Here is a 25,905-nt window from a genome sequence, read left to right as displayed (position 1 = left end):
GGTTTGTAGTACAGACCTTATGAAAGCAGTTTTAGTAAAGCAGTTCTCAGTATTAGCGATATCCCTCAGATACCTCTTTTCCCGCGAATTTTCTTCTCTAGTGCCCCATAAGTTTCCAATAAAAACAGACCTCTATCGCCATATGGCGTCGCAAAAATATAAAGGAAATATCTCTATGTCTACTAAAATGACAGGTTTGGTAAAATGGTTCGATGCAGGTAAAGGCTTCGGCTTTATCACCCCGGCAGACGGCAGCAAAGACGTGTTCGTACATTTCTCTGCTATCCAGAGCAACGATTTCAAAACGCTGGACGAAGGCCAACAGGTTGAGTTCACCATCGAGAATGGCATGAAGGGCCCTTCTGCCGGCAACGTGGTCGCGTTATAATTTTCGGCCGAGGTACGATTTCTTACGACAGCGATGAGGGTTTAAGCCGGAGCAGTTAAGAAATAACGTCCTCAGCCTGAATAAACTCCGGGTTCACCCGGAGTTTTTACCAATACGTCATTAGCTCAGCAGGAAGAGCGGCAGCGAAATTATTCGTTGGCGGACTGGGGTTCGATTCCTCGATGACGTTCCAATAATTAATTATTATTGGCAACAGAAAAACAGATTGTCGCAGAATTAATAACGTCGCGTTTCAGTCTATTTTTCTGTTGTGAAAAAGTCGCGCTTAGGCTGCGTAATGTTGGAGTGTTGGATGGACGCTTACGCCATAACATGACAGCCGGGAAAGTCACCGGCCCGCGATTAATAGCCCCGGCCTTGGCCGGGGTTTTTTGTGCCCGCGATCTTAACGCTGCGAGTCCAGCCGTTCGTTGTTTTTCACCACGTCCTGCGCCTTGAGGTAGCTCTCGATCAGCAGCTGATAGGCCGGGAAGATTTTGGTGTAGACCTCGGCCCACTGCTGAGCGTCGGCGCGGTTCCAGCTGCCCTGCAGCTCGGAGGCCACGCCGGCGGTGTCGATCGGCACCACGCCGGCCTGTACCACGCGCGCCAGGGTGATTTCCTGCGCCATTTTCGAGTAGGTGCCGGAGGCGTCGATCACCGCGAACACTTTATAGCCTTCGGCCACCGCGCTGATGGACGGGAAGGCCATGCAGACGCTGGTGATGGTGCCGGCGATGATCAAGGTTTTGCGGCCGGTGGCTTTGACCGCCGCTACGAAGTCCGGGTTGTCCCAGGCGTTGATTTCCCCTTTGCGGGCGACGTATTGCGCGTGCGGCGCATTTTGGTGAATTTCCGGGATCAGCGGGCCGTTTGGGCCCTGCGGCACCGAGGCGGTGGTGATCACCGGCAGTTTGCTGAGGGTGGCGATGCTGGCCAGGGCGGCGGCGCGGGCGCGCAGTTCGGTCATCGGCATGTCGGCGACGGTTTGGAACAGGCCGCTCTGGTGGTCGATCAGGAGCATGACCGCGTCATTGGCATCAATAACAGGACGCTGGCCGTTGAAGTTGGCTGGAGTGCTCATGGTGTTTTCCTTTTCTCGTCGTAAGGTCAGTGGGTATCTTCTTTGATTGATAAGGCTGAAACTCAGCACTTGCCTACAGTGTAGGGAGGGGAGAAAAATCCGGTAGACCGTGCAGGCGGGATGCATTGTTCCACAGATGGAACGACGGTGCGGCAGGCGAGCGACCCCGCGCTGGGCTAAACTTAAGATGCATGAGAAACATGCGGCAAGGAGCGCCATCCTGTTTACGGAGTTGACGAGGAGGGCCGCCATCATGGCTTATCGGCATATCGTTGTCGCCACGGATCTCAGCGAAGACGCCGAGTTCCTGCTGGGCAAAGGCGCCAGACTGGCCGCCGCGCTCAAGGCCAAACTTTCCCTGATCTATATCGATATTCACCGCGCCGGTTATTACGTCGATCTGGGCGTGGGCGATTACAACTACACCGTTCGCACCTTTTCGGAGCGGGTGAAGAATATGCTCAATGCGATCAAAGGGCAGTCGTCCTATCCGGTCGAAGAGGTGATCGTCAGCCGCGGCGCGTTGACGGAGGAACTGAATCGGGTGGCGAAGGAGAAAGGGTTCGACCTGGTGATCTTCGGCCACCATCACGATGTCTGGAGCCGGCTGGTTTCTTCGGCACGCCAGGCGATCAACGAACTGAATGTCGATCTGCTGGTCGTCCCCATCGAGAAGAAATAGTCGCGGCCGCCTGCGGGCGGCTGCCGTTTTTCATTCACATCTTTTATCTCTGAGTGGCCATAACCGCACACCCGCAATAGTCTCGCACGCTGACAATCCGCCAGAAAAATAGTGACTCACCGTAATTTTATTTTATCCATCAATATGTTGGCCAAAATCCGATAAAGGTTAATCCAGCGCATTGAAATCACTGACATACCTCCTTTTGGTTAATAAACCGCACGTTTTGACTGGCTCTCAAGGGAGGGGCGCCTTATCCTCGGGGTAATAAGATTTGTATGACTTATATAAATACGTTCACATGGAGGAGGTCTCATGCGTTTTGACAATAAAGTCGTGGTTATCACCGGTGCGGGCAACGGCATGGGGGAAGCGGCGGCGCGGCGGTTCTCCGCCGAGGGCGCCATCGTGGTGCTGGCCGACTGGGCCAAAGAGGCGGTAGATAAGGTTGCCGCTTCGCTGCCGAAGGGCCGGGCGATGGCGGTACATATCGACGTGTCCGATCACGTCGCGGTTGAAAAAATGATGAACGAGGTGGCGGAAAAACTGGGCCGCATCGACGTCCTGCTGAACAACGCCGGCGTACACGTGGCCGGCAGCGTGCTGGAAACCAGCGTCGACGACTGGCGCCGCATCGCCGGGGTCGATATCGACGGCGTGGTGTTCTGCTCCAAATTCGCCTTGCCTCACCTGCTGAAGACCAAGGGCTGCATCGTCAATACCGCGTCGGTGTCCGGCCTGGGCGGCGACTGGGGCGCGGCCTACTACTGCGCGGCGAAAGGCGCGGTGGTCAACCTGACGCGCGCCATGGCGCTGGACCACGGCGGTGACGGCGTGCGCATCAACTCGGTCTGCCCGAGCCTGGTGAAAACCAATATGACCAATGGTTGGCCGCAGGAGATCCGCGACAAGTTCAATGAGCGCATCGCGCTGGGCCGCGCGGCGGAGCCGGAAGAAGTGGCGGCGGTGATGGCGTTCCTGGCCAGCGACGACGCCAGCTTTATCAATGGCGCCAACATCCCGGTCGATGGCGGGGCGACCGCCTCGGACGGCCAGCCGAAGATCGTTTAAGCGTTAACGCACAGGCCCGGTCAGGATGACCGGGCCTGCTGTTTTAGACGCCGATGCGGTCGCGCAGCGTGTAGTAGGCGGCGCCGATGGCGGTGAACGGGATCTGCAGATTGCGCCCGCCGAAGAACGGCAGGTGCGGCAGCTTGGCGAAGGCGTCGAAGCGTTCGGCGTCGCCGCGCATCAACTCGGCGATCAGCTTGCCTGCCAGATGGGTGCAGGTCACGCCGTGGCCGCTGTAGCCCTGCATGTAGTACACGTTATTCTCCAGCCGGCCGAACTGCGGCATGCGCGACAGCGTCAGCAGGAAGTTGCCGGTCCAGCGATAATCGATACGCACCCCTTTCAGCTGCGGGAAGGTCTTCAGCAATTTTGGCCGTATCAGGTTGTCGATGTCGTCCGGATCGCGCGCGCCGTACACCACGCCGCCGCCGTACAGCAGGCGATGATCGGCGGTGATGCGGTAGTAATCCAGCAGGTAGTTACAGTCTTCCACGCAGTAGTTCTGCGGGATCAGCGCCTGTGCGATCTCCGGCGCCAGCGGCTCGGTGGTCACCACCTGAGTGCCGCACGGCATGCTGCGCTTGGCCAGCCGCGGCTCCAGCTTGTCGCCCAGATAGGCGTTGCCGGCGACGATGACGAAACGCGCCTTCACTTGGCCGTTGGCGGTGCTGATGAGCGCCGGTTCACCGTGGCGGATGTTCGTCACCGCCGATTGTTCGAAGATGCGCCCGCCCTGCAGGCGAATCGCCTCGGCCTCGCCCAGCGCCAGGTTGAGCGGATGGATGTGGCCGCCGCTGTGATCGAGCAGCGCGCCGACGTAGCGATCGCTGGCAACTTCCTGGCGTACCCGATCCGCATCGAGCAGCTCGAGCTGGGTATTGCCGTAGCGTTCCCAGTTGCGTTTTTGCTCGATCAGCGCATGGAACTGCTTGTTGTTCAGCGCGGCGAAGATGCCGCCGGGGCGGTAGTCGCAGTCGATGGCGTAGCGGCTGATGCGGCTGCGGATGATCTCCGCGCCTTCAAACATCATGCTGCCGAGCAGGCGGGCGCTTTCCGCGCCGTAGCGCTCTTCAATCACATCGATGTCGCGGCTGTAAGAGTTGACCAACTGGCCGCCGTTGCGGCCGCTGGCGCCGAAACCGATGCGCGCCGCTTCCAGCACCACCACGTTATAGCCGGCTTCCACCAGAAACAGCGCGGAGGAGAGGCCGGTATAGCCGCCGCCGATCACGCAGACGTCGCACTCGATAGATTCATTCAGTTGCGGATAGGGCTGATGTGCGTTGGCCGTGGCCGCATAGTAGCTTTTTACGTGTTCAGTCATGAGATAAACCCTTATTCCAGCGAGATCCAGGTGGTTTTCAATTCGGTGAACTTGTCCAGCGCGTGCAGCGATTTGTCGCGACCGTTGCCGCTCTGCTTGTAGCCGCCGAAGGGGACGGTCATGTCGCCGTCGTTGTAGTTGTTGACGAACACCGTGCCGGCCTTCAGTTGGCGCGCCATGCGGTGCGCACGGGCCAGATCGCGGGTCCAGACCGCGGCACCGAGGCCGTAGTCGCTGTCGTTGGCCAGCTGCAGCGCCTGTTGCTCGTCGTCGAAGGTGGTCACCGCCAGCACCGGGCCGAAGATTTCATCGCGCGCCACGCTCATGGCGTTGTTCACCTGGGTGAGGATGGTCGGCCCCAGGTAGCCTGCGTGGTCGCCCTGCGGATGGTCGCGCCCGTCAAGGAACAGCGCGGCGCCCTGGCTCAGCCCCCGATCGATATAGCCGGCCACTTTTTCGCAGTGGCCGCTGTCGATCAGCGTGCCCATCACCGTGGCGGGATCGAGCGGATCGCCGGGAACGAAGGCCGCCGCGTGTTTGCGCAGCGCCTGCAGGAACGCTTGCTCAATGCTCGCTTCGACCAGCAGGCGAGTGCCGGCGATGCACACCTGCCCCTGATTATAGAAGATGCCGGCGGCGGCGCTGCGGGCGGCCTGATCCAGATCCGGGCAATCGGCGAAGACGATATTGGCGCTCTTGCCGCCGGCCTCCAGCCAGACGCGTTTCATGTTCGATTCGCCGGCGTAAATCATCAGCTGCTTCGCCACCAGCGTGGATCCGGTGAAGGTGAGGGCATCGACGTCGCGGTGCAGCGCCAGCGCCTTGCCGGCATCGTGGCCATAGCCGGGCACCACGTTCAGCACGCCGTCCGGCAGCCCGGCCTGCTGCGCCAGTTTGCCGAGCAGGATGGCGCTCAGCGGCGATTTTTCGGAGGGTTTGAGCACCACGCTGTTGCCGGCGGCCAGCGCCGGACCGAGTTTCCAGCAGGCCAGCAGCAGCGGGAAGTTCCAGGGCACGATGGCGCCGACCACGCCGATCGGCTCGCGCTCGATCAGCGCCAGTGCATCGCGACCGGTGGGGGCGATTTCGCCGTACACCTTATCGATCGCTTCGGCGTACCAGCGGATGCAGCGAATGGCGCCCGGCACGTCGTCGCGCAGGCTGTGGCGAATCGGTTTGCCGGTGTCCAGCGTTTCCAGCAGCGCCAGCTCTTCGTGATGCTGCTCCATCAGCTCGGCGAAGCGCAGCAGCGTGGCCTTACGCTGCGCCGGGGCGGCCTGCGCCCAGTCGCCACGCTCAAAGGCGGCGCGCGCCGCGCTGACCGCCCGATCGATGTCGGCGGCTTCACCCCGCGCGATCTGCGCCAGCTCACGGCGCCCGGCGGGATCTTCCACGGCGAAACTTTTCCCCGCGGCGGCCGGCTGGTAGCGGCCGTCGATAAACAGCTGGTGCTCAATCTTCAGGGCCTGCGCCCGTTGTTGCCAATACTGCAAATGGTGAAAGTTCATGCCTGGCTCCGTTGATCAGAATGTCGTCGGCGTATGGGCGCTGATAATCCGGCAAATGCGCGCCGACGTGTTGCTGAAACTGTGGGGGATGCCGGTATTGATGGCGTAGCTTTGCCCGGCCAACAGGTGATAGCTCTGGCCGTTGACCTGCAGCACCACTTCGCCTTCCAGCAGCGTGCCGATCTCTTCCCCTTGGTGTTTGATGCGCTCGCCGGTGGTGGTGCCCGGTTCGTAGGTCTCGATCATCATCGCCAGCGTGCGGTTCGGGTCGCCGTTGTGGATAAGCTTCATCGAAACGCCCTGGCTGCCGATTTCGATCAGATCGTCACTGCCAATCACGATCTGCGGCTCCGTCGGTTTTTCCGGTTCGGCGAAAAACGCCGACAGCGACAGACCGTATACCCTCAGCAGCTTTTGCAGCGTGCTGATGGCCGGGCTGACCTTGTCCTGCTCGATAGTGCTGATGGCGCTGTGGGTTAACCCAGACAGTTCGGCGACCCGGCGCTGCGACAACCCTAATTGTTGACGGATCTGCGACAGACGTTTTCCCGGTGCCAAGCTGACGTCGCTCATGGGCGTTTTTCCTTTTGATAGTTCCGACAGGCGGTGATGAAACCATCAAACAACAGGCGCGACAGGGCGTACTCGTCGCTGTTCCACTCCGGGTGCCACTGCACGCCGAGCGCGAAAGGCTGATCGCGCACGCTGATCGCCTCCACCAGCCCGTCGGCGGCGTGCGCCTCGATGCGAACGCTCGCGCCCAGGGTTTTGGCACCCTGGCCGTGCAGCGAGTTCACCCAGAATCTGTTGCAATCCGGTATCAGTTGCGAAAGCAGCCCTCCTTCCTGAACGATGACTTCGTGGGCGGGGGCGTATTGCTGTTCCAGCGGCAGGTCGTGATCTTCACGGTGTTCCTGCAGCTCGGGCAGTTCGTACAGGCGGCGATGCAGGGTGCCTTGGGTGGCGACCACCATCTCCTGCATGCCGCGGCAAATGGCGAAAAGGGGAATGCGCCTGTCGAACGCCTGGCGGATCAGCGCCAGGCTCAACGCGTCTCGGCCAGGATCGGCGTCAGGCTCATCGCCGTTTTCACCATAAAGGTGCGGCTGCACATTACTGGGGCTGCCCGGCAGCAAAATGCCGTCGAGGCGCGGCAGCAGTTCCGCCAGCATTTCCGGCTCTGCCAGCGCGTGCGGCAGGGCGATCGGCAAGCCGCCGGCGGTGATAACGGCATTCAGGTACTTTTCTTGCAAGGTCTGTGTGAGGTGCCCGTTTAACCTATACCTGCACATGACGACGCCGATGACTGGTCTGTTAAATATATTGTCCATGCTATCCCCTTGGTACGTTCGAAATTATGAACGATAAGCTTCTCTACCACCGATTTCGTTCAATATTCTATAAATCTAGCAGTCGATTGGGCAATATTCAAACCAAAAGTAACACTTGCAAAACAAATTTGTTTCATCTACGTTTCATTTGTGGGCATTATATTGAACAAGACGGTCAATAAACATCGACGACAGCAAAACACAAACGGCGGGTGAACCATGCAGACCAACATCGTAGAAGTGGAAAACTTTGTTCAGCACAGTGAAGAGAGACGAAGTAGCGCGTTCCAGCGCGAAGTGAAGAAGTACCTGGAACGTTATCCGTTAACCCAACATGTCGACGTACTGTTGACCGATCTGAACGGCAGCTTCCGCGGCAAGCGTATCCCGGTCGGCGGCCTGAGCAAGCTGGAGAAGGGCTGTTACTTCCCGGCGTCGGTATTTGCGATGGATATTCTCGGCAACGTCGTCGAAGAGGCCGGGCTGGGGCAGGAGCTGGGCGAGCCGGATCACGTGTGCGTGCCGGTGCCGGGCACGCTGACGCCGTCGGCGGCGGATCCGCAATATATTGCGCAGGTGCTGCTCACCATGCTGGATGAAGATGGCACTCCCTTTGACGTTGAACCGCGCAATGTGCTGAACCGAGTGTGGCAGCGTTTGCGTCAGCGCGGGCTTTCCCCCGTGGTAGCGGTAGAGTTGGAGTTCTATCTCATCGATCGTCAACGCGACGCGGAGGGCTATCTGCAGCCGCCGTGCGCGCCGGGCACGCAAGAGCGCAACACTCAAAGCCAGGTGTATTCCGTCGATAACCTGAACCATTTCGCCGACGTGCTGAGCGAGATCGACGAACTGGCGCGTTTGCAGGGCATTCCGGCGGACGGCGCGGTGGCGGAGGCGTCGCCAGGGCAGTTCGAAGTCAACCTGCACCATACCGACGACGTGCTGCAGGCCTGCGATCACGCGCTGGCGCTGAAGCGGCTGGTGCGCATGGTGGCCGAGAACCACAACATGCAGGCGACCTTTATGGCCAAGCCGTATGAGGAGCACGCCGGCAGCGGCATGCACGTGCACATCAGCATGCTGAACGCGCAGGGCAACAACGTGTTCGCCGACGACGATGGCGAAGACTCGGTGCTGCTGAAACAGGCGCTGGCGGGCATGATCGCCCTGATGCCGTCTTCGATGGCGCTGCTGGCGCCGAACGTCAACGCCTACCGCCGCTTCCAACCCGGCATGTATGTGCCGACCCAGGCCTCCTGGGGGCATAACAACCGCACCGTGGCGCTGCGCATTCCCTGCGGCGATCGCGATAACCACCGCGTGGAGTACCGCGTGGCGGGTGCCGACGCCAACCCTTATCTGGTGATGGCGACCATTCTGGCCGGCATCGTCTACGGCCTGGAAAGCGCGTTGCCGCTGCCTGAGCCGGTGACCGGCAACGGGCTGGAGCAGGACGGGCTGCCGTTCCCGATTCGCCAGAGTGACGCACTGTACGAGTTCGAACATCAGCCGGTGCTCAATGCACTGCTGGGCGAACGCTTCAGCCATGTCTACCTGGCCTGCAAAACCGATGAGCTGGTGCAGTTCGAGCGCCTGATCACCGAAACCGAAATCGAGTGGATGCTGAAAAACGCCTGATCCCGCTCACTCTGCGACGACCGCGCGCGTCCGGCGCATTTCATCGGCTCTCCTGTGGCCGGTGAGGCTGCGCGCTGCGGTACAGAATTTCTTCTATCACGGCGTACAGGACGCCGACGAGGAAATAACCATGACTCAGTCATCCCCCTGCGCAGACGTTTGCCTGTGCCGCAGTACCTACGGGCCGGTCGCCGGCCGCCCGACAGTGACCCCAACCCGTTTTTCCCGCCGCCTGAGCAGCAGTTTCCCCGCGGCCTCTCTGAATGACGTTGCACGGTTGACAGCAGAGGACCAAGAGGGGAAATGCCATGACGATTAAAGCCATCGACGGCGGCCCGGCGGGCAAACCGCAGCTGCGCAAATCCCTCAAGCTGTGGCAGGTGGTGATGATGGGCCTGGCCTATCTGACGCCGATGACGGTGTTCGATACCTTCGGCATCGTCTCCGGCCTCACCGACGGCCATGTGCCGACCTCCTATCTGCTGGCGCTGGCCGGCGTGCTGTTTACCGCCATCAGCTACGGTAAACTGGTGCGCCAGTTTCCTACCGCCGGCTCCGCCTACACCTATGCGCAGAAGGCGATCAACCCGCACGTCGGTTTTCTGGTGGGGTGGTCATCGCTGCTCGATTATCTGTTCCTGCCGATGATCAACACGCTGCTGGCGAAGATTTACCTGACCGCGCTGTTCCCGGAAGTGCCGCCCTGGGTGTGGGTGGTGGGCTTCGTTATCTTGATTACCGCCATCAACCTGAAAAGCGTCAATCTGGTGGCCAACTTCAATACCCTGTTCGTACTGGCGCAGGTCGCGATCATTCTGGTGTTCATCTACCTGGTGGTGCGCGGCCTGCACAACGGCGAGGGGATGGGCACGGTGTGGAGCCTGCGGCCGTTCCTCAGCGAGAATGCGCACCTGCTGCCGATCATTACCGGCGCCACTATCCTGTGCTTCTCGTTCCTCGGCTTCGATGCGGTCACCACGCTGTGCGAAGAGACGCCCGACGCCGCCAAGGTGATCCCGCGCGCCATCTTCCTGACCGCGCTGTACGGCGGGGTGATCTTTATCAGCGTGTCGTTCTTTATTCAGCTGTTTTTCCCGTCCATTCAACGCTTCCACCAGCCCGATGCCGCGCTGCCGGAGATCGCGCTGTACGTAGGCGGCAAGCTGTTCCAGTCGATCTTCCTGTGCGTGACCTTCATCAACACGCTGGCCTCCGGCCTGGCGTCGCACGCCAGCGTGTCGCGCCTGCTGTACGTGATGGGGCGCGATAACGTGTTCCCGGAGAAATTCTTCGGTTACATCCACCCTAAATGGCGCACGCCGGCGCTCAACGTGCTGATGGTCGGGCTGGTGGCGCTATCTGCGTTGTCATTCGATCTGGTGACTGCCACGGCGCTGATCAACTTTGGCGCGCTGGTGGCCTTTACCTTCGTTAACCTGTCGGTGATCAGCCACTTCTTCATTCGCGAAGGGCGCAACAAAAGCTGGAAGGATCGTTTCAACTTCCTGTTCCTGCCGCTGGTGGGGGCGCTGACGGTGGGCGTGCTGTGGCTGAACCTGGAGAAGAGCTCGCTGACCATGGGATTGATCTGGGCGACGCTGGGCTTCGGCTATTTAGCCTGGCTGACCCGGCGTTTTCGCCAACCGCCGCCGCAGCTGGAGCGGCAACCGCAGCAATAAATTCACAGGCGGGAGTTTCCCGCCTTTCTTTTTGGCGCGTGCAGCAGTAGAGTGAAAAACCTGATAAAAAATAACCTATTGGACCTACCTTATGCCCGCTTTGCCCTCGCGTACCCGCGCCACGCTGTTCGGTTTATTGGCCATTGTGCTGTGGAGCAGCGTCGTCGGCCTGATCAGAAGCGTCAGCGAAGGGCTGGGGCCTGTCGGCGGCGCGGCGATGATCTACAGCGTCAGCGCGGCGTTCTTGCTGGTGGCGCTCGGCGTGCCGAAATGGCGCAGCTTTCCGCGGCCTTATCTCATCGTCGGCAGCCTGCTGTTCGTCAGCTACGAGATCTGCCTGTCGCTGTCGCTCGGCTACGCCAATACCCGCCTGCAGGCGATAGAAGTGGGCATGATCAACTACCTGTGGCCCTGTTTCACCGTGCTGATGGCGTTGGCGCTCAACGGGCAAAAGGCCAAATGGTGGCTGCTGCCGGGGCTGCTGCTGTCGCTGTTCGGCATCGGCTGGATCATGAGCGGCGAGGGCGGCTGGTCGCCGGCGCAAATGCTGGCCAACGTGCGCAGCAATCCGCTCAGCTACGGGCTGGCGTTCAGCGGTGCGGTGATCTGGGCGCTGTACTGCAACCTGACCAAGAAGATCGCCCAGGGCAGCAACGGCGTGGTGCTGTTTATCGTGCTGACCGCGCTCGCGCTGTGGCTGAAGTATGCCTTCAGCGCGGAAAGCGGCATGCAGTTCAGCCTCGGCGTGACCGTGACGCTGCTGTGCGCCGGGGTGGCGATGGGAGCGGGGTATGCCGCCTGGAACGTCGGCATTCTGCACGGCAACATGACGCTGCTGGCCACCGTCTCTTATTTTACCCCGGTGCTGTCGGCGGTGTTCGCCGCGCTGGTATTGCACACCTCGCTGACCGCCAATTTTTGGCAGGGCGTGGCGATGGTTACCCTCGGCTCGTTGATCTGCTGGCGGGCAACTCGCGGAAATTAACGGAAATTATCCGCCGTCGGCGCAATGTTGAACTAGAATTTAACTAGCCATGTTGCCTGAAGGAACGACGATGATGAGAAGCGACATTCAATTTATTCAACAACCCGAAATCGACGTGCATCACTATGAGCGCGGCGATACCGTGCGCCTGACCACGGCGAATCTGCGGCATGAATATCAGCTCGACGTTTATATTTTGCGTCGCGACGACAAGCTGATTTATGGTTCGGTCGTTGCGGCGGCGCCCAAGACCGACATTCCGGTCGCCAGCTGGGAGGTGAAAAACGGCGAGGAGGTGGCGTTCCGCCAGGAAAATATCGCCAAGGCGGTGCCGGCGGTGAACTGATTTGACGTTCCGTACTTTCTCCTCATTCTGATGAAGGCCGACGTTTATACGTCGGCTTTTTCTTTTCCACGACGCAATGGTGACCAGATGACGCCCTGATGTCATTTGGCTCAAAAACTGCGCTAAAAAACGCGGTGCATGACAAAAATCACAGCGAATGTGAATTTGCATGAAACATAATTTGACAAATGTGAACGCAATCGATTACCTATTCGCGAAATGCGTAACTGGATCACAGATTCTTACAGTCAGTGGTTTCTATAATGCGCGCGTCATCCGAGTTTCTGTGTGAAGACAACGCCAGGTGTCGGCAGACTCATTGTCATCTTTTCTAAACGGGCAGGAAATGGCCCTTTAAGCATGTGGTAATAAAATGAAAAAAATAGCTCTCGCAGCAGGTGTACTGCTCGCAGCGTCTTACAGTGCATCATCAATGGCTGATAGCAAAGACAGTCAATACGTCTCCGACTGGTGGCACCAGAGCGTTAACGTGGTGGGCAGCTACCACACCCGCTTCGGACCGCAGCTGAACAACGACGTGTATCTCGAATACGAAGCCTTCGCCAAGAAAGACTGGTTCGATTTCTACGGCTACGTTGACGTGCCGAAGTTCTTCGGCGTGGGCAACACCCCGGATCGCGGCATCTGGAACAAAGGTTCCCCGCTGTTTATGGAGATTGAACCGCGCTTCTCCATCGACAAACTGACCGGCACCGATCTGAGCTTCGGGCCGTTCAAAGAGTGGTACTTCGCCAACAACTACATCTATGATCTGGGCCACAACGCCGACGGCCGTCAAAATACCTGGTACATGGGTCTGGGTACCGATATCGACACCGGCCTGCCGATGAGCCTGTCGATGAACATCTATGCTAAATACCAGTGGGAAAACTACCAGGCTGCCAACGAGAACAGCTGGGACGGTTACCGCTTCAAGGTTAAATACTTCGTGCCATTGACCCAGGTATGGGGCGGCAACCTGAGCTACATCGGCTTCACCAACTTTGACTTCGGTTCCGATCTGGGCAAGGACAGCCATTGGGTTGACGGCACCGGCAAACAGGTACGCACCGGCAACTCGATCGCCTCCAGCCATATTTTGGCGCTGAACTACGATCACTGGCACTATTCTTTCGTGGCGCGTTATTTCCATAACGGCGGCCAGTGGCAGGATGGCGCGGATATCGGCACCCCGCAGGGCCCGATCAAGTCTACCGGTTGGGGTTATTACCTCGTGGTCGGCTATAACTTCTGATTTTCCGTGTTATCAGAAACAGAAAACCCCGCCTGGCGGGGTTTTTTTCGTCATCACTGGGCTTGTTCGACCGGGAGATGCTTCACCGGCATAAACAGCCTGCCTTTGATCACGTGACATTCATTATTTATCCAACTAATGATTTGTTCACGGCTGACGCCTTCCGACTGCGCATACCGATGAAGATCGCCGTTAAAGTGCCGAGTGATGTATTCCATGAGGGTCATTTGCACGTCTTTTGCTCCTGAACGCCCACCCGTTGCCAGCCTGGCCACCGCGGGAGGTTGAGGTTTCTCAGACAGCGAATGTAAATTATCGGCAACTAAATCTCAACATAAAGCACCCTATCAGGGCGACTGCGGCGGGAAAAAGAATCCCGCACGGAGAGGCGGGAAGTGTTCGCTATTATCATTATGGATGATAAGAATAAGATTTGAGGTGCGACGAAAAAGAGCACGCTAACTCTTTTTTGTTACTTTCCCACGCTAGCGTAAGGCTTATTTTTCTTCAAGAAAAATCTGAGGTAAGTATCGGCATTTTCGAGGCGTTTTGCGTTAAAACAAGATTTTGGCGCGTCTGCCGTCTCGCGCGCCATCATCTCGGAGTTTTCCTTATACTTCGTCCGGGAACGGCCCGCTATAGTCAATAGAGTCACCCACGCAGGAATACACAACATGAACAAACGTCGTACGACCCTAACGGTGTTGGCGCTGATTGCGTCACTGGGGTTGTCATCCGCTCCGGCTCTGGCCGACAAAGGCGGCAATGGTAACGGCAACGGTAATGGCCATGGCAACAGCGGCAATCACGGTAACCATGGCAACAACGGTAACAACGGCAATCACGGCAACAAAGGCAATAAAGATAAAGGCGGCTATAGGAACGACGATAATCTGGTATCAGTCAGCCTCGCGCGCGACCGCGCCCGTTCGCTGGCGCACAACTATGGCCTGACCGGCTACAGCTCGCTGCCGCCGGGCATCGCCAAAAATCTGGCGCGCGGTAAACCGCTGCCGCCGGGTATCGCCAAAAAAGTGGTGCCTTACTCGATGCTGCGCGAGCTGCCGCAGTACCCGGGGTATGAGTGGCGTATCGCCGGCGACGACCTGGTGCTGGTCGCGCTCAGCACCGCGATTGTGGCCTCCGTCATCAACGGCGTGTTCGACTAACGCCTGTCGAGCGTTATCGGGCCCCGCTGCGGCGGGGCCTTTTTATTTGCCAGCGCGGGGCGGACGTGGTGAACTTTAGGCCTGACGTTTTCACCGCATCATAAGGGAGGTGCCATGTTCAGGGCGTTATTGATCGCCTGTTGTTTGACCAGTTTTCCGGCGTTGGCGGACGGCGCTGCCGCCCTCGGCGAGCTGGTGAACCAACGGCTGTCGTTGATGAAGGACGTTGCCGGTTACAAGGCCCAGCAGCATTTGCCGATCGAAGACCTGGCGCAGGAGGCGAAGGTGTTGGCCAGCGCGCAGGCGGAGGCGGGGCGTTTGGGGCTTGAACCGGCGTCGGTGCGGCCTTTTATCGCCGCGCAGATGGACGCCGCCAAGGCGATTCAGTATCGCTATCGTGCCGACTGGCTGGCGAGCCCGGAAACCGGTTGGCAGCCGCGCCCGTTGGCGCAGGTGCGCCCGCAGATTGCGCAGTTGAGCAGCCAGATATTGCAACGGCTGGCGGAGCGGCTGCGTGCCGGCCCGCTTGGCGAAGCGGATCGGGCGGCGTTTATGGCGTCGGTGGATCAGGTGAACCTCAGCGCCGCCGACAAACGGCGGCTGGCGGATGCGCTGCTGGCGGTCAAAACCGGCAGCGCAGGCTGAGCGTCAGTCGTGGCCGACGGTGCTGCGGCGGAAGGTCAGCATCCGGCTGCGGTTGGCGATGAGATCCACGTTGTAACCGCGGAAATAGAGGCAAAAGCGTTTTAACCACGGGCCGTCCTGGCACTCCACCAGCATGCGGCCCTGGCCGAGCGGGCTGAGCGTACCGGTCTGCGCCGCCGGGCCGACGCCGATATGTACCCGATCGCCACGAATTTCAAAAGCGGTGCGATAGTGCGGGTGATACCACAGCCCCTGCACATGCTTCAGGCAGTCGCCGTTGGCCGTGACCGGCAGAAAACGGCGCGCCACATGCCCGACTTCGCCCTCGACCGCTTCGCCGGTCCACTTCAATTTGATTGGCATATGGGCGGACAGCGACACCGCGTACCCGTCCTCGCCCTGATACAGCGGTTCACCGCTGCCCAGATAGGCCAGGTTGCCGTCTTTAACCTCCAGCCAGTGCGGCTCGGCCAGCGTGGCGTAGAGGCCGTCGGGGATCGCCGTGCTGCGCTGCGGCAAAGGTTCGCCCAGCAGCGCCGCCATCACCTGCAAAGCCATACCGAAACTGTCGCAGTCTTCGCGGTTGGCCACCAGCGCGACGCCGACCTGGCGATCGGGCGCCAGCAGGAAATAGGTTTTGTAACCGGCGTGGGAACCGCCGTGGCCGAGCAAGCGGCGGCGGCCCAGCGGGGTTTGCGCCAGCCCCAGGCCATAGGCGCTGAGCTGGCCCTGATTGAGGCGGCGCGGGGCGCCGAGTTGCGCCAGCACGCCCTGGCCGGGGCCCTCGTCGGCCAGCAGCGTTTGCAGCCAGCGGGTGAGGGCGTGGAGGCTGCCGGTCAGGCTACCGGAGGCGGAAAGGTGCAGGCCGGCGCTGGCGTGTTGCCAGCCCTGCGGCGCCCGCCAGTAACCCGGCACCAACCCCGGGACCACGTCGAACCAGCTTTCCGGCGCCTGCATCTGCACCTGCAGCGGCCGGGCGATGTGCTGTTGCACCAGTTGGTCGAAATCATACCCTTTGCTGCGCAGCGCGGCCTCCAGCAACCGATAGCCGGTATTGCTGTAGGCGATCTCGCTGCCCGCTTCGTAGTTCAACTTCTCCAGCCCTTCGACAAACTGCATGACCGGCTGCGCCTCGCTGACGGCGTGCAGCGAGATGCCGAGCAAGCCGAGCGTCTCGCGCACGTCGGGCAGGCCGCCGGTCATGTCCAGCGCCTGGCCGACGGTGACGTCCGCCAGCGCAGGCTGCAGGGCGGGCAGCAGTTCGCCCAGGCGCTGATCGAGCCGAATGGCGCAGCCGGTGGCGTTCAGCGCCAGCGCGGCGAAGATATGTTTGGTCACTGAGGCGTAGCGCACCACGCTGTCGACGGTGAAGGGGGTATTCTGCGCCAGATCGGCCAGGCCGGCGCAGGCGGTGGCACGGAGTTGTTCGGCGTCAAACAGGGTGATGGCGCCGCCGGGTTCGCCACGCCGTTGCCAGCCGGCCAGCAATTGTTCGGCGAGGGCGCCGGCAGCGCGCCAGTTTAACGGTGTTACAGACATAGGGCCTCCAGAGTGATGGTTTGAAACGGGCCTGCTCGGCCACACGCCGCCCGGCGCTGACGATGAGCGCGGGCTTTTCGGCTGATTGTGGCGCAGTGCGTTTTTCGTCGGCCGCTGTTTTGTGCGCTGTTTAGACCAGTCAGTGGGGAATCACGCGAAACTTTGATATAGCGCGCAGATTGCGGCTGACGTTGCGGCTAAAGGCAGGGGGAGAAACAGGCGCCCGGCGGCGCCTGCAGAGGGATCAGTTGAGTTTGGCGGCGCCGTCCAACAGGCCTTCAATCATCTGCTTGAGCAGGCGCTGCAGCGAGGCGGCGCGCTGCGGTTCGAACGCGTAAGGGTACTGTTCGGACATGTAGTTCACCTGCGCCAGTTCGAGCTGGATCGCATGCTGTTGCTGCTGCGGCTGCCCGTAGGCGCGGGTGATGTAACCGCCCTTGAAGCGGCCGTTCAGCACGTGGGTGTACTGCTGTTGCTGCTCGCAGCAGGCGACCAACCGATCGCTCAGCGCCCGGGCGCAGCTTTCGCCGCCGTTGGTGCCGAGGTTGAGATCCGGCAGCTTGCCGTCGAACAGCCGCGGGATCACCGAGGCGATGGAGTGTGCGTCGAACAGCAGCGCATAGCCGTGCCGCGCCTTGAGGCGTGCCAGTTCGTCTTGCAGCTGCTGATGATAAGGTTGCCAAATCTGCTGCAGATAGCCGGCGCGTTCTGCGTCCGTCGGCGCTTTGCCCGGCAGGAAGCTTGGGCGGCCGTCGAACAGCACGTCGGGATACAGGCCGGTAGTGGCGGTGGTATACAGCGGCTTGTCGTCCGCCGGGCGGTTCAGATCGATGACGAAGCGCGAATAGTTGCCGACCAGCACGCTGGCGCCCATCGCCCGGGCGAAGTCGTACAGCTGCGGAATGTGCCAGTCGGTATCGGGCAGCGGGCGGGCGTCATCGGTCAGCCCGGCCTCGACCGCCGGCGTCAGTTGCGTGCCGGCGTGCGGGATGCTGATCAGCAGCGGCAGGCTGCCGCTCTGGAAGCTAAAAGGATCGCGAATGGTCATTGACGTACTTCTCCTCGGAAAATCACCGTACAGGGCAGCTGGCCGCCCAACCAATAAGCCAGTTCCGCCGGCCGCGACAGCGGCCAGTGAACGAAGTCCGCCACCTTGCCGGTTTCCAGCGTGCCGTGGCTGTGTTGCAGCCCCAGCGCTTTGGCTGCGTGGGTGGTAACGCCCGCCAACGCTTCTTCCGGCGTCAGGCGGAACAGCGTGCAGGCCATGTTGATCATCAGGCGCAGCGACAGCGCCGGCGAGGTGCCGGGGTTGGCGTCGCTGGCGATCGCCATCGCCACGTGGTGCTTGCGGAACAGCTCTACCGGCGGGCACTGGGTTTCGCGCAGCAGGTAATAGGCGCCGGGCAGCAGCACCGCCACGGTGCCGGCATCGCCCATGGCGCGGGCATCTTGTTCGGTGGCGTATTCGAGATGGTCGGCGGAGAGCGCGTGATGGCGCGCCGCCAGCGTGCTGCCACCGAGGGCGGAGAGCTGCTCGGCGTGCAGCTTGACCGGCAGACCGGCGGCCTCGGCGGCGGCGAAGACCCGCTCCACCTGCGCCGGTGAGAACGCCAGATGTTCGCAGAAGGCGTCAACCGCATCCGCCAGCCCGGCGGCGGCCGCCTGCGGAATGATGGTATCGCAGACCAGATTGATGTAGTCGTCGGCGCGGTTGGCGTATTCCGGCGGCAGCGCATGGGCCGCCAGACAGGTGGTTTTCACCTCGACCGGCAGCAGCTCGCCCAACTTGCGCGCCACCCGCAGCATCTTCAGTTCGCTCTCCGGGCTGAGGCCGTAACCGGATTTGATCTCCACGCAGGTGACGCCTTCCGCCAGCAGCGGCCGCAGGCGGAACAGCGCCTGCTCCAGCAGCAGCGCCTCGTCGGCCTCGCGGGTGGCTTTCACGGTGGAAATGATGCCGCCGCCCTGCGCGGCGATGTCGGCGTAGCTCACGCCGTTCAGCCGCTGTTCGAACTCGCCGCTGCGGTTGCCGCCGAACACCAGGTGCGTGTGGCAGTCAACAAAGCCGGGGGTGATGATGCCGCCGTCGAATTTCACCGTTTCGTCCGCGATCAGGCCGGGCGGCAGCGCCGCATGTTCGCCAATCCAGACGATCTTGCCGTCGCGTACGGCGATCGCGCCGTCGGTCAGGGTGTGATAGTTGCCGTCGCGCATGGTGACGATATCGGCGCCGTGCCACAGGCTGTCACAGTGAATCTCAGACGTCATTGCTTTCCTCCGCCGGAGCCGCAGCTCCTACATGGTTGTATATACAATTAAAAACAACCTAACGCATTCACCGGGATGTCACAAGAGGCGGGAGAGATTTTGTTATCAGGATGTGATCGACCGCGGAGATGCGGGCGCAGGGCGCGCCCGCCGGGGATCAGACTTCGCTGGTGAAGCGGCCGAACAGTTGATAACGGCTGCCGGGGTACAGCAGCCGGGCCGAGGTCACCACGGTTTTGCCGGACCAGGTGCGGCGATGGATCAGCAGGCCGGGTTCGTGGTCTTCCAGCTGCAGCAGCTCGCGCTCGCGCAGGGTGGGGATCACCGCTTCGACGATGTGCTCACCGGCGGTCAGCGGCGCGGCCTGCGTCAGATAGGTATAAGGCGTGACGCGGTCGAAATCCTGCTTCAGGTAATCCGGCGCCACCAGCGGGTTGACGCAGCGGTCTTCCACCTGCACCGGCACATCGTTTTCGTAATGCACGATCTGCGAGTAGAACAGCCGTTGGCCGGGTTGAATGCCCAACGCCGTCGCTTCTTCCTCGCTGGCCGCTCGGGCCTTCAGCTCGAGGATCTTGCTGCTGTGGCGATGGCCGCGCGCGGCGATCTCATCGGCGATGTTGTGCACTTCCAGCAGCGCGGTATGCGCTTTGGCTTCGGCGACGAAGGTGCCGACGCCCTGCATGCGAATCAAAAAACCTTCGCTGGTCAGCTCGCGCAGCGCGCGGTTGATGGTCATGCGGCTGACGCCCAGTTCCGCCACCAGTTCACTTTCGGAGGGCACGCGCTGGTGCGGTTGCCAATGCCCCGCACGGATTTGATTCACGATCGCCTGTTTGACCCGTTGGTAGATCGGGGCGGGGGCATCGCTCATTGCAGCCGCCAGTTGTAACACGGTCTGTTGTTCAGCCACGACGTTAACCTCGTCAAATAAAAAAATAATAACACCAGTTTACTGTTGATGTCGGCGTATGTATATGTATATACAACTAGTGGCCGTCGCGCCAGAAACTTGCCGGCGACCGCCAAAAATTCCTGAATGCGCGCCATCGCCGCGCCTCATTCGCCGTTACACCAACAGTGGAATACTGCCATGCCTGCTTATTTTGCCCCACGCGCTTTGCTCCCAGAGGGCTGGGCGCATAACGTCCGGCTGGACGTCGATGCGCAAGGTTATCTGACTCAAGTTACCGCCGACGCTGAACCGCAAGGCTGCATCCGGCTGCACGGCGATGCGGTGCCGGGCATGCCGAACCTGCACTCCCACGCTTTCCAGCGCGCGATGGCCGGGCTGGCGGAAGTGGCGGGCAACCCGCAGGACAGCTTCTGGACCTGGCGCGATCTGATGTACCGCCTGGTGCAGCGCCTGACGCCGGAGCAGGTGGAGGTGGTCGCCCGTCAACTGTATATCGAAATGCTCAAGGGCGGATACACCCAGGTGGCCGAATTCCACTACCTGCATCACGACGCCGACGGTAAGCCTTACGCCGATCGCGGTGAAATGACCGGCCGCCTCAGCGAGGCCGCGCATCAGGCCGGCATCGGCATGACGATGCTGCCGGTGCTGTACAGCTACGCCGGTTTCGGCGCGCAACCGGCGCAGCCGGGGCAGAAACGTTTTATCCAGGATACCGAAAGCTATCTGCACCAGCAGCAGGTGATTGCCCGCCAGCTGGCGGATCGTCCGTTGCAGAATCAGGGGCTGTGCTTCCATTCGCTGCGTGCGGTGGAGCTGGGCCAGATGCAGCAGATTTTGGCCGCGTCGGATCGCACTTTGCCGGTGCATATTCATATCGCCGAGCAGCAAAAAGAGGTGAACGACTGCCTGGCGTGGAGCGGGCAGCGCCCGGTGGCCTGGCTGTATGATCATCTGCCGGTCGATCAGCGCTGGTGTCTGGTGCATGCCACCCATCTGGATCGCGATGAGCTGGAAGCGCTGGCGCGCAGCCGCGCGGTGGCCGGCCTGTGCCTGACCACCGAAGCCAACCTCGGCGACGGCATTTTCCCCGGCGACGCTTACCTGCAGCGGCAGGGGCGCTGGGGCATCGGTTCCGACAGCCACGTTTCGCTCAACGTGGTGGAAGAACTGCGCTGGTTCGAATACGGCCAGCGGCTGCGCGATCAGCGCCGCAACCGTCTGACGACGCCGGAACAGTCGGCGGTGGGCGATGTGCTGTACCTGCAGGCGCTGCAGGGCGGCGCGCAGGCGTGCGGCGCGCCGATCGGCCGATTGCAGAGCGGCTATCGCGCCGACTGGCTGGTGCTGGACGGCGACGACCCGTATCTGGCGGCGGCGCCGGACGTCTCGATCCTCAACCGCTGGCTGTTCGCCGGCGGCAAAGAGCAAATTCGCGACGTGTTCGTCGGCGGCCGGCAGGTGATCGAGCAGGGGCGGCACGCGCTGCAGCAGCAGAGCAGCGCCGAGTTCCTGGAGGTGTTGAAAACCTTTCAGCAGGAGGCGTAATGAGCCTGACCCGTTTTAGCTTCGCCGCGCTGCCGGTCAGCCCGTGGCGCAACGGCGGTGGGGAAACCCGTGAAATTGTCAGCTGGCCCCCGGGCGCGCAGGATTTTGACTGGCGCGCCAGCATCGCTACCATCGCGCAGGACGGGCCGTTTTCCGCCTTTACGGGCATCGACCGCTCGATCACTTTGCTGGAAGGCGACGGCGTGCGGCTGTTCAGCGCCGGGCATATCGACCATCAATTGGCTCGCGTCGGGGAACCGTTCGCGTTCTCCGGCGACGTGGCGCTGGAAGCGACGCTGCTGGGCGGCGCCAGTCAGGATTTCAACATCATGACGCGCCGCGGCCGGCAGGCGGCCGAGGTGCGGCGCAGCACGGCGCCTGTCACCCTGCTATCCCACCAGGCGGGCGTGCTGTATGTGCTGAGCGGGGTCTGGTCGCTGCCGGGGGGCGGCGAACTGCGGGCGCGCGAGGGCGTCTGGTGGGCGGCGCAGACGGTGGGCGGTGAAGTGGCGCCGCTGACGGCCGACGGCGCTCTCCTGTGGGCGAACATCACAGCCTGCTAACGCAGAGTAGAGTCCTGCGCCCGGTTATGGGATTATTCACTTTTTCCCATTAATCATCATAAAGAAGGGCGCATGGCTTCGCTGAAAGACGTCGCAAAACTTGCCGGAGTCTCGTTGATGACGGTGTCCCGCGCCATCAATGAACCCGGCAAGCTGCGGCCGGAAACCTACCGCCGCGTCAAACAGGCTATCGACCAGTTGGACTACGTGCCGGATCTCTCGGCGCGGCGTATTCGCGGTGACGGAAATCGCGTGCAGACGCTCGGCGTGCTGGCGCTGGACACCGCCACGACGCCGTTCTCGGTGGAAATGATCCTGTCGATTGAGAAAACCGCGCGCGAGCGAGGCTGGAACAGCTTCGTCGTCAACCTGTTTGCCGACGACAACGCCGAACAGACCGTCGATTTGCTGCTGGCGCATCGTCCTGATGGGGTGATCTTCACCACGATGGGGCTGCGTGAGGTGACGTTGCCGGCCAAACTGCTGGACAAAAAGCTGGTGCTGGCCAACTGCGTCAGCCCGGCACATTCGATCGCCAGCTACATTCCTGATGACGAGCAAGGGCAGTATGACGCCACGCGCGCGCTGATCGCCAAAGGCTATCGCGCGCCACTGTGCATTCATTTACCGGCGGATACGCTGGCGGCGGGCCTGCGCCGTCGCGGTCTGGAACGCGCCTGGCGCGAAGCGGGGCGCGATGTTGAACAGCTGCGGCAGTATCATCTCGAACTGAGCGGCGGCGACCAAAGCTATCGTGACTGCGTCGCGCTGCTGGAGCGGCATTTCTCTGCAGGAAGGCGCGATTGCGATGTCGTGGTGTGCGGGAACGATCGGATAGCCTTTCTGGTGTATCAGGTATTGCTGGCGCAAGGATGGCGGATACCGCAACAGGTAGCGGTGCTGGGTTACGACAATATGGTCGGCACCGGCGAGCTGTTCCTGCCGGCATTGACGACGGTGCAGCTGCCGCATTACGAGCTGGGCCGCCTTGCGGCGCTGCATGTGATTGAGCAGCGGGAGCCGCGTGAGACGGTGAAAGTGCCTTGCCCGCTGTTGGAGCGTGGTTCGCTGTAAGCGCACCGGGTGCGTCGCTCTGCGCCCGGTGCTCATTCCCATTATCCCCAGAGGCTTGCCAACTGCCATCCCGTGATGGGCTCAAACTGTGCCCGGCCGCCTTCGGCGAACAGGCTGAGGCGGCGATCGCCCGCCGTCGGATAAATTCGGCTGGTCAGGCAGGCCTGCCCCTGATTGACGAAGATCTCCAGCGATGAGCGATCAATGAAGATCCGTAGCGACAGGCTGTCACCTTCTGGCAGCGGCACGCTGCGGCAGGTGCACAGGGCGCGGTTTTCATGAAAACGTTCCAGCACCAGCCGGTGCGCCTGATTGTCGACGAACAGCCGCGCCGCACTCCCGATGGCCAGCCCGTAGCGCTCGGCGTCGTTGTCGGCCGGTCTCAACGTCAGGGTGAGTTCCTGCACGTCGTCCGCCAGCGGCAGCTGCTGATTGGTCAGCGTCTGTGCCAAAAAGGTGTGCGATTCTCGGCGCAGCGCCGTCAGTTCACGCGCCGGGTTCATGCGGAGGCTGCCGTCGGCGGCCAGCGTCAGCTCACGCGGCAGGGTGAGGGCGCCGGCCCAACGGTGCGCTTTGCTGGGCATCGGGGATTCCCACATATCCATCCAGGCAAACAGCAGCCGACGGCCGTCGGCGGCGGTGAAGGTCTGCGGCGCATAGAAATCGTGGCCGGCATCCAGCTCGCAGAAGGGTTGGGTCACCCTAAAGTCGCTGTCAGGCCGCCAGTGGCCGAGCAGATAGCCGCTCTGGAAGCGATTGCGGTAGCGGTAGCCCTGTGCCGCCAGCCCCTGCGGTGAGAACAACAACAGGTGTTGTTCCCCCAGCGGGAAGAAATCCGGGCATTCCCACATATACCCTTGATGCGCCGCCTGCGCACCGGCCAGCACTCGGTCGAAGCGCCAGGCGCGCAGGTCTGCAGAACGGTACAGGCGCACCTGGCCCAGGCCGTTTTCTTTGGCACCGACCACCAGCCACCATTCGCCGTTCTCGCGCCAGACTTTCGGATCGCGGAAATGCTGAATGCCGTCCGGCGCGGCCAGCACCGGCCCGTGCTTGACGAAGCCTAGGCCGTCTTCGCTGGTGGCCAGACATTGCACTTCCCGCACATGGCTGTCGTCGCCGGGCTCGCCCAGCCACACGTGGCCGGTGTAAATCAGCGTCAGCACGCCGTTGTCATCCACGGCGCAGCCGGAAAAGCAACCGTCTTTGTCATAGGGCGTATCGGGCGCCAGGGCGATGGGCTGGTGCTGCCAGCGGATCAGATCGCGGCTGGTCGCGTGCCCCCAGTGCATGGGGCCCCAGTGCTCGCTATAGGGGTGATGCTGGAAGAAGGCATGATAGACGCCGTCAATACAGATCAGGCCGTTGGGATCGTTGATCCAGCCGGCGGGCGGCGCGAGATGGAACTGCGGGTAGTATTCGTCTCGGCGCTCTGCGCGCAGGGCTTCGACCGCATGGTCGGCTTGAGCTAAGGCAGTGTTCATTGGACAGACTCACTTGATTTAATGGCGGATTGAAAGGGGGTTGCGCTGGCGGAACGTTCGCCGCGCAGCAGGAAACAGGAGACAAGCGTCGTAGCGGCGACCGCGCACCCCATCAGTAGATAGGTGTCGGCAAAGCCGATGCGGTCATAACCGTAGCCCGCCAGCGGCGACAGGAAGCTGGCCATCACCTGGGTGATGAACTGAAAGCCCACCAGGTAAAGCGTTGAGGAGAGGCGACTGTCGAAGCGGCTGGCGATGTATTTGAAGATAGCGATCAGCAGGATCGGCAACTCTACGGCGTGCAGCAGTTTCATGGCGGAGATCATCAATGCGCCGCTGACCAAGCCTGAGCCGAACATGCGCAGCGCCATCACGCCACCGGCCAGCAACAGCCCCTGTTTGGCGCCGATGCGGTTCACCAGCAGCGGCGCCAGGAACATGCCGCCGGCTTCGAGGAAGACCTGCAGCGAGTTGAGGAAGCCGTACATCTCGTTGCCCTGTTCGCGAGAAGCGAACTGCGAGGCGAAGTAGACCGAAAATTGCTGATCGAAAACGTTGTACACGCTGATACCGAGCACAAACACCACCAGCGCCCAGAAGCCCGGCATACGCAGCAGCGCCAGCGCATCCTGCAGCCGCAGATTTTCCGGTTTGCCGAACGCCAGGCTCGCCATGGCGTTCGGCTTCAGCTCGCGCACCTGGCTGAGCAGCAACAGGAATACCACGGCGGCGGCGGAGGCCAGCCAGAAATTGATGTTCGGATCGATATTGAAGATAAAACCGGCCAAAAAGGTGGCGCTGGCCCAGCCGAGCGATCCCCACATGCGGGCGCGGCCGAATTCGAAACCGCTGATGCGGCTGACTCGCTCGGTATAAGATTCCAGCGCGCCGATGCCGGCGAAGAAGGTGGCGCCGATAAATACCCCGCCGACCAGTGCGCCGAGCGGCAGGCTGCTGGCCAGCAGCGGGGCGTAAACGTAGATAAAGAACGGGCCGGTCAGCAGCAGCATCACGCCGAGAAACTGCAGCAGGTGCTTGCGCAGCCCAAGTTTGTCCTGAATAAACCCGTACAGTGGCTGTGCGCACAGCGCCACCAACGAGATAGCGGAGAAGATCAGGCCGGTCTCGGCGCCTTTCAGGCCGATCTTCTGATTCAGCCACAGTGAGATCAGCGAAAAGCTGGAAGACCAGGTGAAGAAAAAGAAGAACAGCAGGCCGCTGAGCAGCACGTAATATTTTTTAGTTTCGCGGTTCATGGGTAGGGCCCCGGTGAGTGAAGTTAGCTCTATTGTTAACGTTAACTCACAAGGGGATGAAGCTAGCAGATATCACGCGTGCGATGTTAATCACAAAAGTTAACGTTAACATTTTGGCGTTGTGATCGAGGTCACGAGTTGGCAAGGGGGCG

25 protein-coding genes and 1 pseudogene are annotated in these 25,905 nt (G+C 61.2%); 14 read left to right on the top strand and 12 right to left on the bottom strand.

Features of this window, described 5'->3' with window-relative positions:
• Positions 1–175 precede the first annotated feature (175 nt).
• Entirely contained in the window at positions 176–388 is a 213-nt protein-coding gene (cspA, locus tag GF111_RS02040; RefSeq protein WP_033638238.1) for an RNA chaperone/antiterminator CspA, read from the top strand.
• 114 nt (positions 389–502) lie between these two features.
• Positions 503–581, top strand: a pseudogene (locus GF111_RS02035).
• 213 nt (positions 582–794) lie between these two features.
• Here the strand turns inward: GF111_RS02035 and GF111_RS02030 are convergent.
• Positions 795–1,472 carry an isochorismatase family protein gene (locus GF111_RS02030; protein ID WP_038877740.1) on the bottom strand — a complete coding sequence of 226 codons (678 nt, stop codon included), beginning with the start codon at positions 1,470–1,472 and terminating at the stop codon, positions 795–797.
• 253 nt (positions 1,473–1,725) lie between these two features.
• On the opposite strand from GF111_RS02030, the gene GF111_RS02025 reads away from it, so the two are divergent.
• The gene (locus GF111_RS02025; protein WP_055312288.1) at positions 1,726–2,154 is read left to right on the top strand and encodes a universal stress protein; all 429 of its coding nucleotides are present in this window, start codon (positions 1,726–1,728) and stop codon (positions 2,152–2,154) included.
• A gap of 315 nt (positions 2,155–2,469) precedes the next feature.
• Positions 2,470–3,225, top strand: a complete 756-nt coding sequence (locus GF111_RS02020; protein WP_025302549.1) for an SDR family NAD(P)-dependent oxidoreductase — start codon at positions 2,470–2,472, stop codon at positions 3,223–3,225.
• Positions 3,226–3,268: 43 nt separating this feature from the next.
• Here GF111_RS02020 and GF111_RS02015 read toward each other — a convergent pair whose 3' ends face one another.
• From GF111_RS02015 to puuD, 4 genes are read right to left on the bottom strand one after another with little or no spacing between them, the layout of a single operon-like run.
• Positions 3,269–4,549 carry an FAD-binding oxidoreductase gene (locus GF111_RS02015; protein WP_025302550.1) on the bottom strand — a complete coding sequence of 427 codons (1,281 nt, stop codon included), beginning with the start codon at positions 4,547–4,549 and terminating at the stop codon, positions 3,269–3,271.
• Between the two features lie 11 nt (positions 4,550–4,560).
• Positions 4,561–6,057, bottom strand: a complete 1,497-nt coding sequence (puuC, locus tag GF111_RS02010) for an aldehyde dehydrogenase PuuC (protein WP_038877735.1) — start codon at positions 6,055–6,057, stop codon at positions 4,561–4,563.
• 15 nt (positions 6,058–6,072) lie between these two features.
• Positions 6,073–6,630 (bottom strand): HTH-type transcriptional regulator PuuR, encoded by a 558-nt coding sequence (puuR, locus tag GF111_RS02005; protein ID WP_038877732.1) that lies wholly within the window; start codon positions 6,628–6,630, stop codon positions 6,073–6,075.
• Entirely contained in the window at positions 6,627–7,388 is a 762-nt protein-coding gene (puuD, locus tag GF111_RS02000; protein WP_038877729.1) for a gamma-glutamyl-gamma-aminobutyrate hydrolase, read from the bottom strand. The genes puuR and puuD overlap by 4 nt, the downstream gene beginning before the upstream one ends.
• 219 nt (positions 7,389–7,607) lie before the next feature.
• Here puuD and GF111_RS01995 point away from each other — a divergent pair, with 219 nt between their 5' ends.
• The 5 genes from GF111_RS01995 (at position 7,608) to GF111_RS01975 (ending at position 13,291) form a co-directional block, all read left to right on the top strand.
• The gene (locus tag GF111_RS01995) at positions 7,608–9,026 is read left to right on the top strand and encodes a glutamine synthetase family protein (protein WP_038882148.1); all 1,419 of its coding nucleotides are present in this window, start codon (positions 7,608–7,610) and stop codon (positions 9,024–9,026) included.
• A gap of 308 nt (positions 9,027–9,334) precedes the next feature.
• The gene (locus tag GF111_RS01990; protein WP_025302554.1) at positions 9,335–10,705 is read left to right on the top strand and encodes an APC family permease; all 1,371 of its coding nucleotides are present in this window, start codon (positions 9,335–9,337) and stop codon (positions 10,703–10,705) included.
• Positions 10,706–10,796: 91 nt separating this feature from the next.
• A complete protein-coding gene (yddG, locus tag GF111_RS01985; RefSeq protein ID WP_038877724.1) occupies positions 10,797–11,690 on the top strand; it encodes an aromatic amino acid DMT transporter YddG in 894 nt (297 codons plus the stop codon).
• A gap of 73 nt (positions 11,691–11,763) precedes the next feature.
• A complete protein-coding gene (locus GF111_RS01980) occupies positions 11,764–12,036 on the top strand; it encodes a hypothetical protein (RefSeq protein WP_004941292.1) in 273 nt (90 codons plus the stop codon).
• A gap of 373 nt (positions 12,037–12,409) precedes the next feature.
• Entirely contained in the window at positions 12,410–13,291 is an 882-nt protein-coding gene (locus GF111_RS01975; RefSeq protein ID WP_025160262.1) for a nucleoside-specific channel-forming protein Tsx, read from the top strand.
• A gap of 53 nt (positions 13,292–13,344) precedes the next feature.
• Here GF111_RS01975 and GF111_RS01970 read toward each other — a convergent pair whose 3' ends face one another.
• A complete protein-coding gene (locus GF111_RS01970) occupies positions 13,345–13,524 on the bottom strand; it encodes a hypothetical protein (RefSeq protein ID WP_025160261.1) in 180 nt (59 codons plus the stop codon).
• A 441-nt stretch (positions 13,525–13,965) separates the two neighbouring features.
• Between GF111_RS01970 and GF111_RS01965 the strand changes: the two genes are divergently transcribed.
• Positions 13,966–14,460 (top strand): anti-virulence regulator CigR family protein, encoded by a 495-nt coding sequence (locus GF111_RS01965; RefSeq protein WP_147190474.1) that lies wholly within the window; start codon positions 13,966–13,968, stop codon positions 14,458–14,460.
• Between the two features lie 114 nt (positions 14,461–14,574).
• Positions 14,575–15,105, top strand: coding sequence for a chorismate mutase (locus tag GF111_RS01960; protein ID WP_047727707.1), 531 nt, complete (start codon positions 14,575–14,577; stop codon positions 15,103–15,105).
• A gap of 3 nt (positions 15,106–15,108) precedes the next feature.
• Here GF111_RS01960 and GF111_RS01955 read toward each other — a convergent pair whose 3' ends face one another.
• The 4 genes from GF111_RS01955 to hutC all read right to left on the bottom strand — a co-directional run bounded on the left by GF111_RS01955 (position 15,109) and on the right by hutC (position 19,825).
• A complete protein-coding gene (locus GF111_RS01955) occupies positions 15,109–16,644 on the bottom strand; it encodes a serine hydrolase (protein WP_060434637.1) in 1,536 nt (511 codons plus the stop codon).
• Positions 16,645–16,888: 244 nt separating this feature from the next.
• Positions 16,889–17,692, bottom strand: coding sequence for an N-formylglutamate deformylase (gene hutG / locus GF111_RS01950; RefSeq protein ID WP_110612158.1), 804 nt, complete (start codon positions 17,690–17,692; stop codon positions 16,889–16,891).
• Positions 17,689–18,912, bottom strand: coding sequence for an imidazolonepropionase (hutI, locus tag GF111_RS01945; protein WP_038877714.1), 1,224 nt, complete (start codon positions 18,910–18,912; stop codon positions 17,689–17,691). The genes hutG and hutI overlap by 4 nt, the downstream gene beginning before the upstream one ends.
• Positions 18,913–19,069: 157 nt before the next feature.
• Positions 19,070–19,825, bottom strand: a complete 756-nt coding sequence (gene hutC / locus GF111_RS01940; RefSeq protein WP_038877712.1) for a histidine utilization repressor — start codon at positions 19,823–19,825, stop codon at positions 19,070–19,072.
• Positions 19,826–20,005: 180 nt separating this feature from the next.
• Here hutC and GF111_RS01935 point away from each other — a divergent pair, with 180 nt between their 5' ends.
• The 3 genes from GF111_RS01935 (at position 20,006) to GF111_RS01925 (ending at position 23,013) form a co-directional block, all read left to right on the top strand.
• On the top strand, positions 20,006–21,376 hold the full coding sequence (locus tag GF111_RS01935) for a formimidoylglutamate deiminase (RefSeq protein WP_147190472.1): 1,371 nt from the start codon (positions 20,006–20,008) through the stop codon (positions 21,374–21,376).
• On the top strand, positions 21,376–21,939 hold the full coding sequence (locus GF111_RS01930; RefSeq protein ID WP_038877707.1) for a HutD family protein: 564 nt from the start codon (positions 21,376–21,378) through the stop codon (positions 21,937–21,939). Before GF111_RS01935 ends, GF111_RS01930 begins: the two co-directional genes overlap by 1 nt.
• Before the next feature lie 72 nt (positions 21,940–22,011).
• A complete protein-coding gene (locus GF111_RS01925) occupies positions 22,012–23,013 on the top strand; it encodes a LacI family DNA-binding transcriptional regulator (RefSeq protein ID WP_038877706.1) in 1,002 nt (333 codons plus the stop codon).
• A 41-nt stretch (positions 23,014–23,054) separates the two neighbouring features.
• On the opposite strand, the gene GF111_RS01920 is transcribed toward GF111_RS01925, so the two are convergent.
• Together GF111_RS01920 and GF111_RS01915 are read right to left on the bottom strand one after the other, a co-directional pair.
• Positions 23,055–24,497, bottom strand: a complete 1,443-nt coding sequence (locus GF111_RS01920) for a glycoside hydrolase family 32 protein (RefSeq protein ID WP_147190470.1) — start codon at positions 24,495–24,497, stop codon at positions 23,055–23,057.
• Positions 24,494–25,753, bottom strand: a complete 1,260-nt coding sequence (locus GF111_RS01915) for an MFS transporter (protein WP_147190468.1) — start codon at positions 25,751–25,753, stop codon at positions 24,494–24,496. Before GF111_RS01915 ends, GF111_RS01920 begins: the two co-directional genes overlap by 4 nt.
• Positions 25,754–25,905: the final 152 nt, after the last annotated feature.

Origin of the sequence: Serratia sp. HRI, from assembly GCF_010119335.3 — a bacterium.
Taxonomy (GTDB): Bacteria; Pseudomonadota; Gammaproteobacteria; order Enterobacterales; family Enterobacteriaceae; genus Serratia; species Serratia nevei.
The sequence above is the reverse complement of the archived record's forward strand: the minus strand, read 5'-3'. Positions and strand labels throughout refer to the sequence as shown.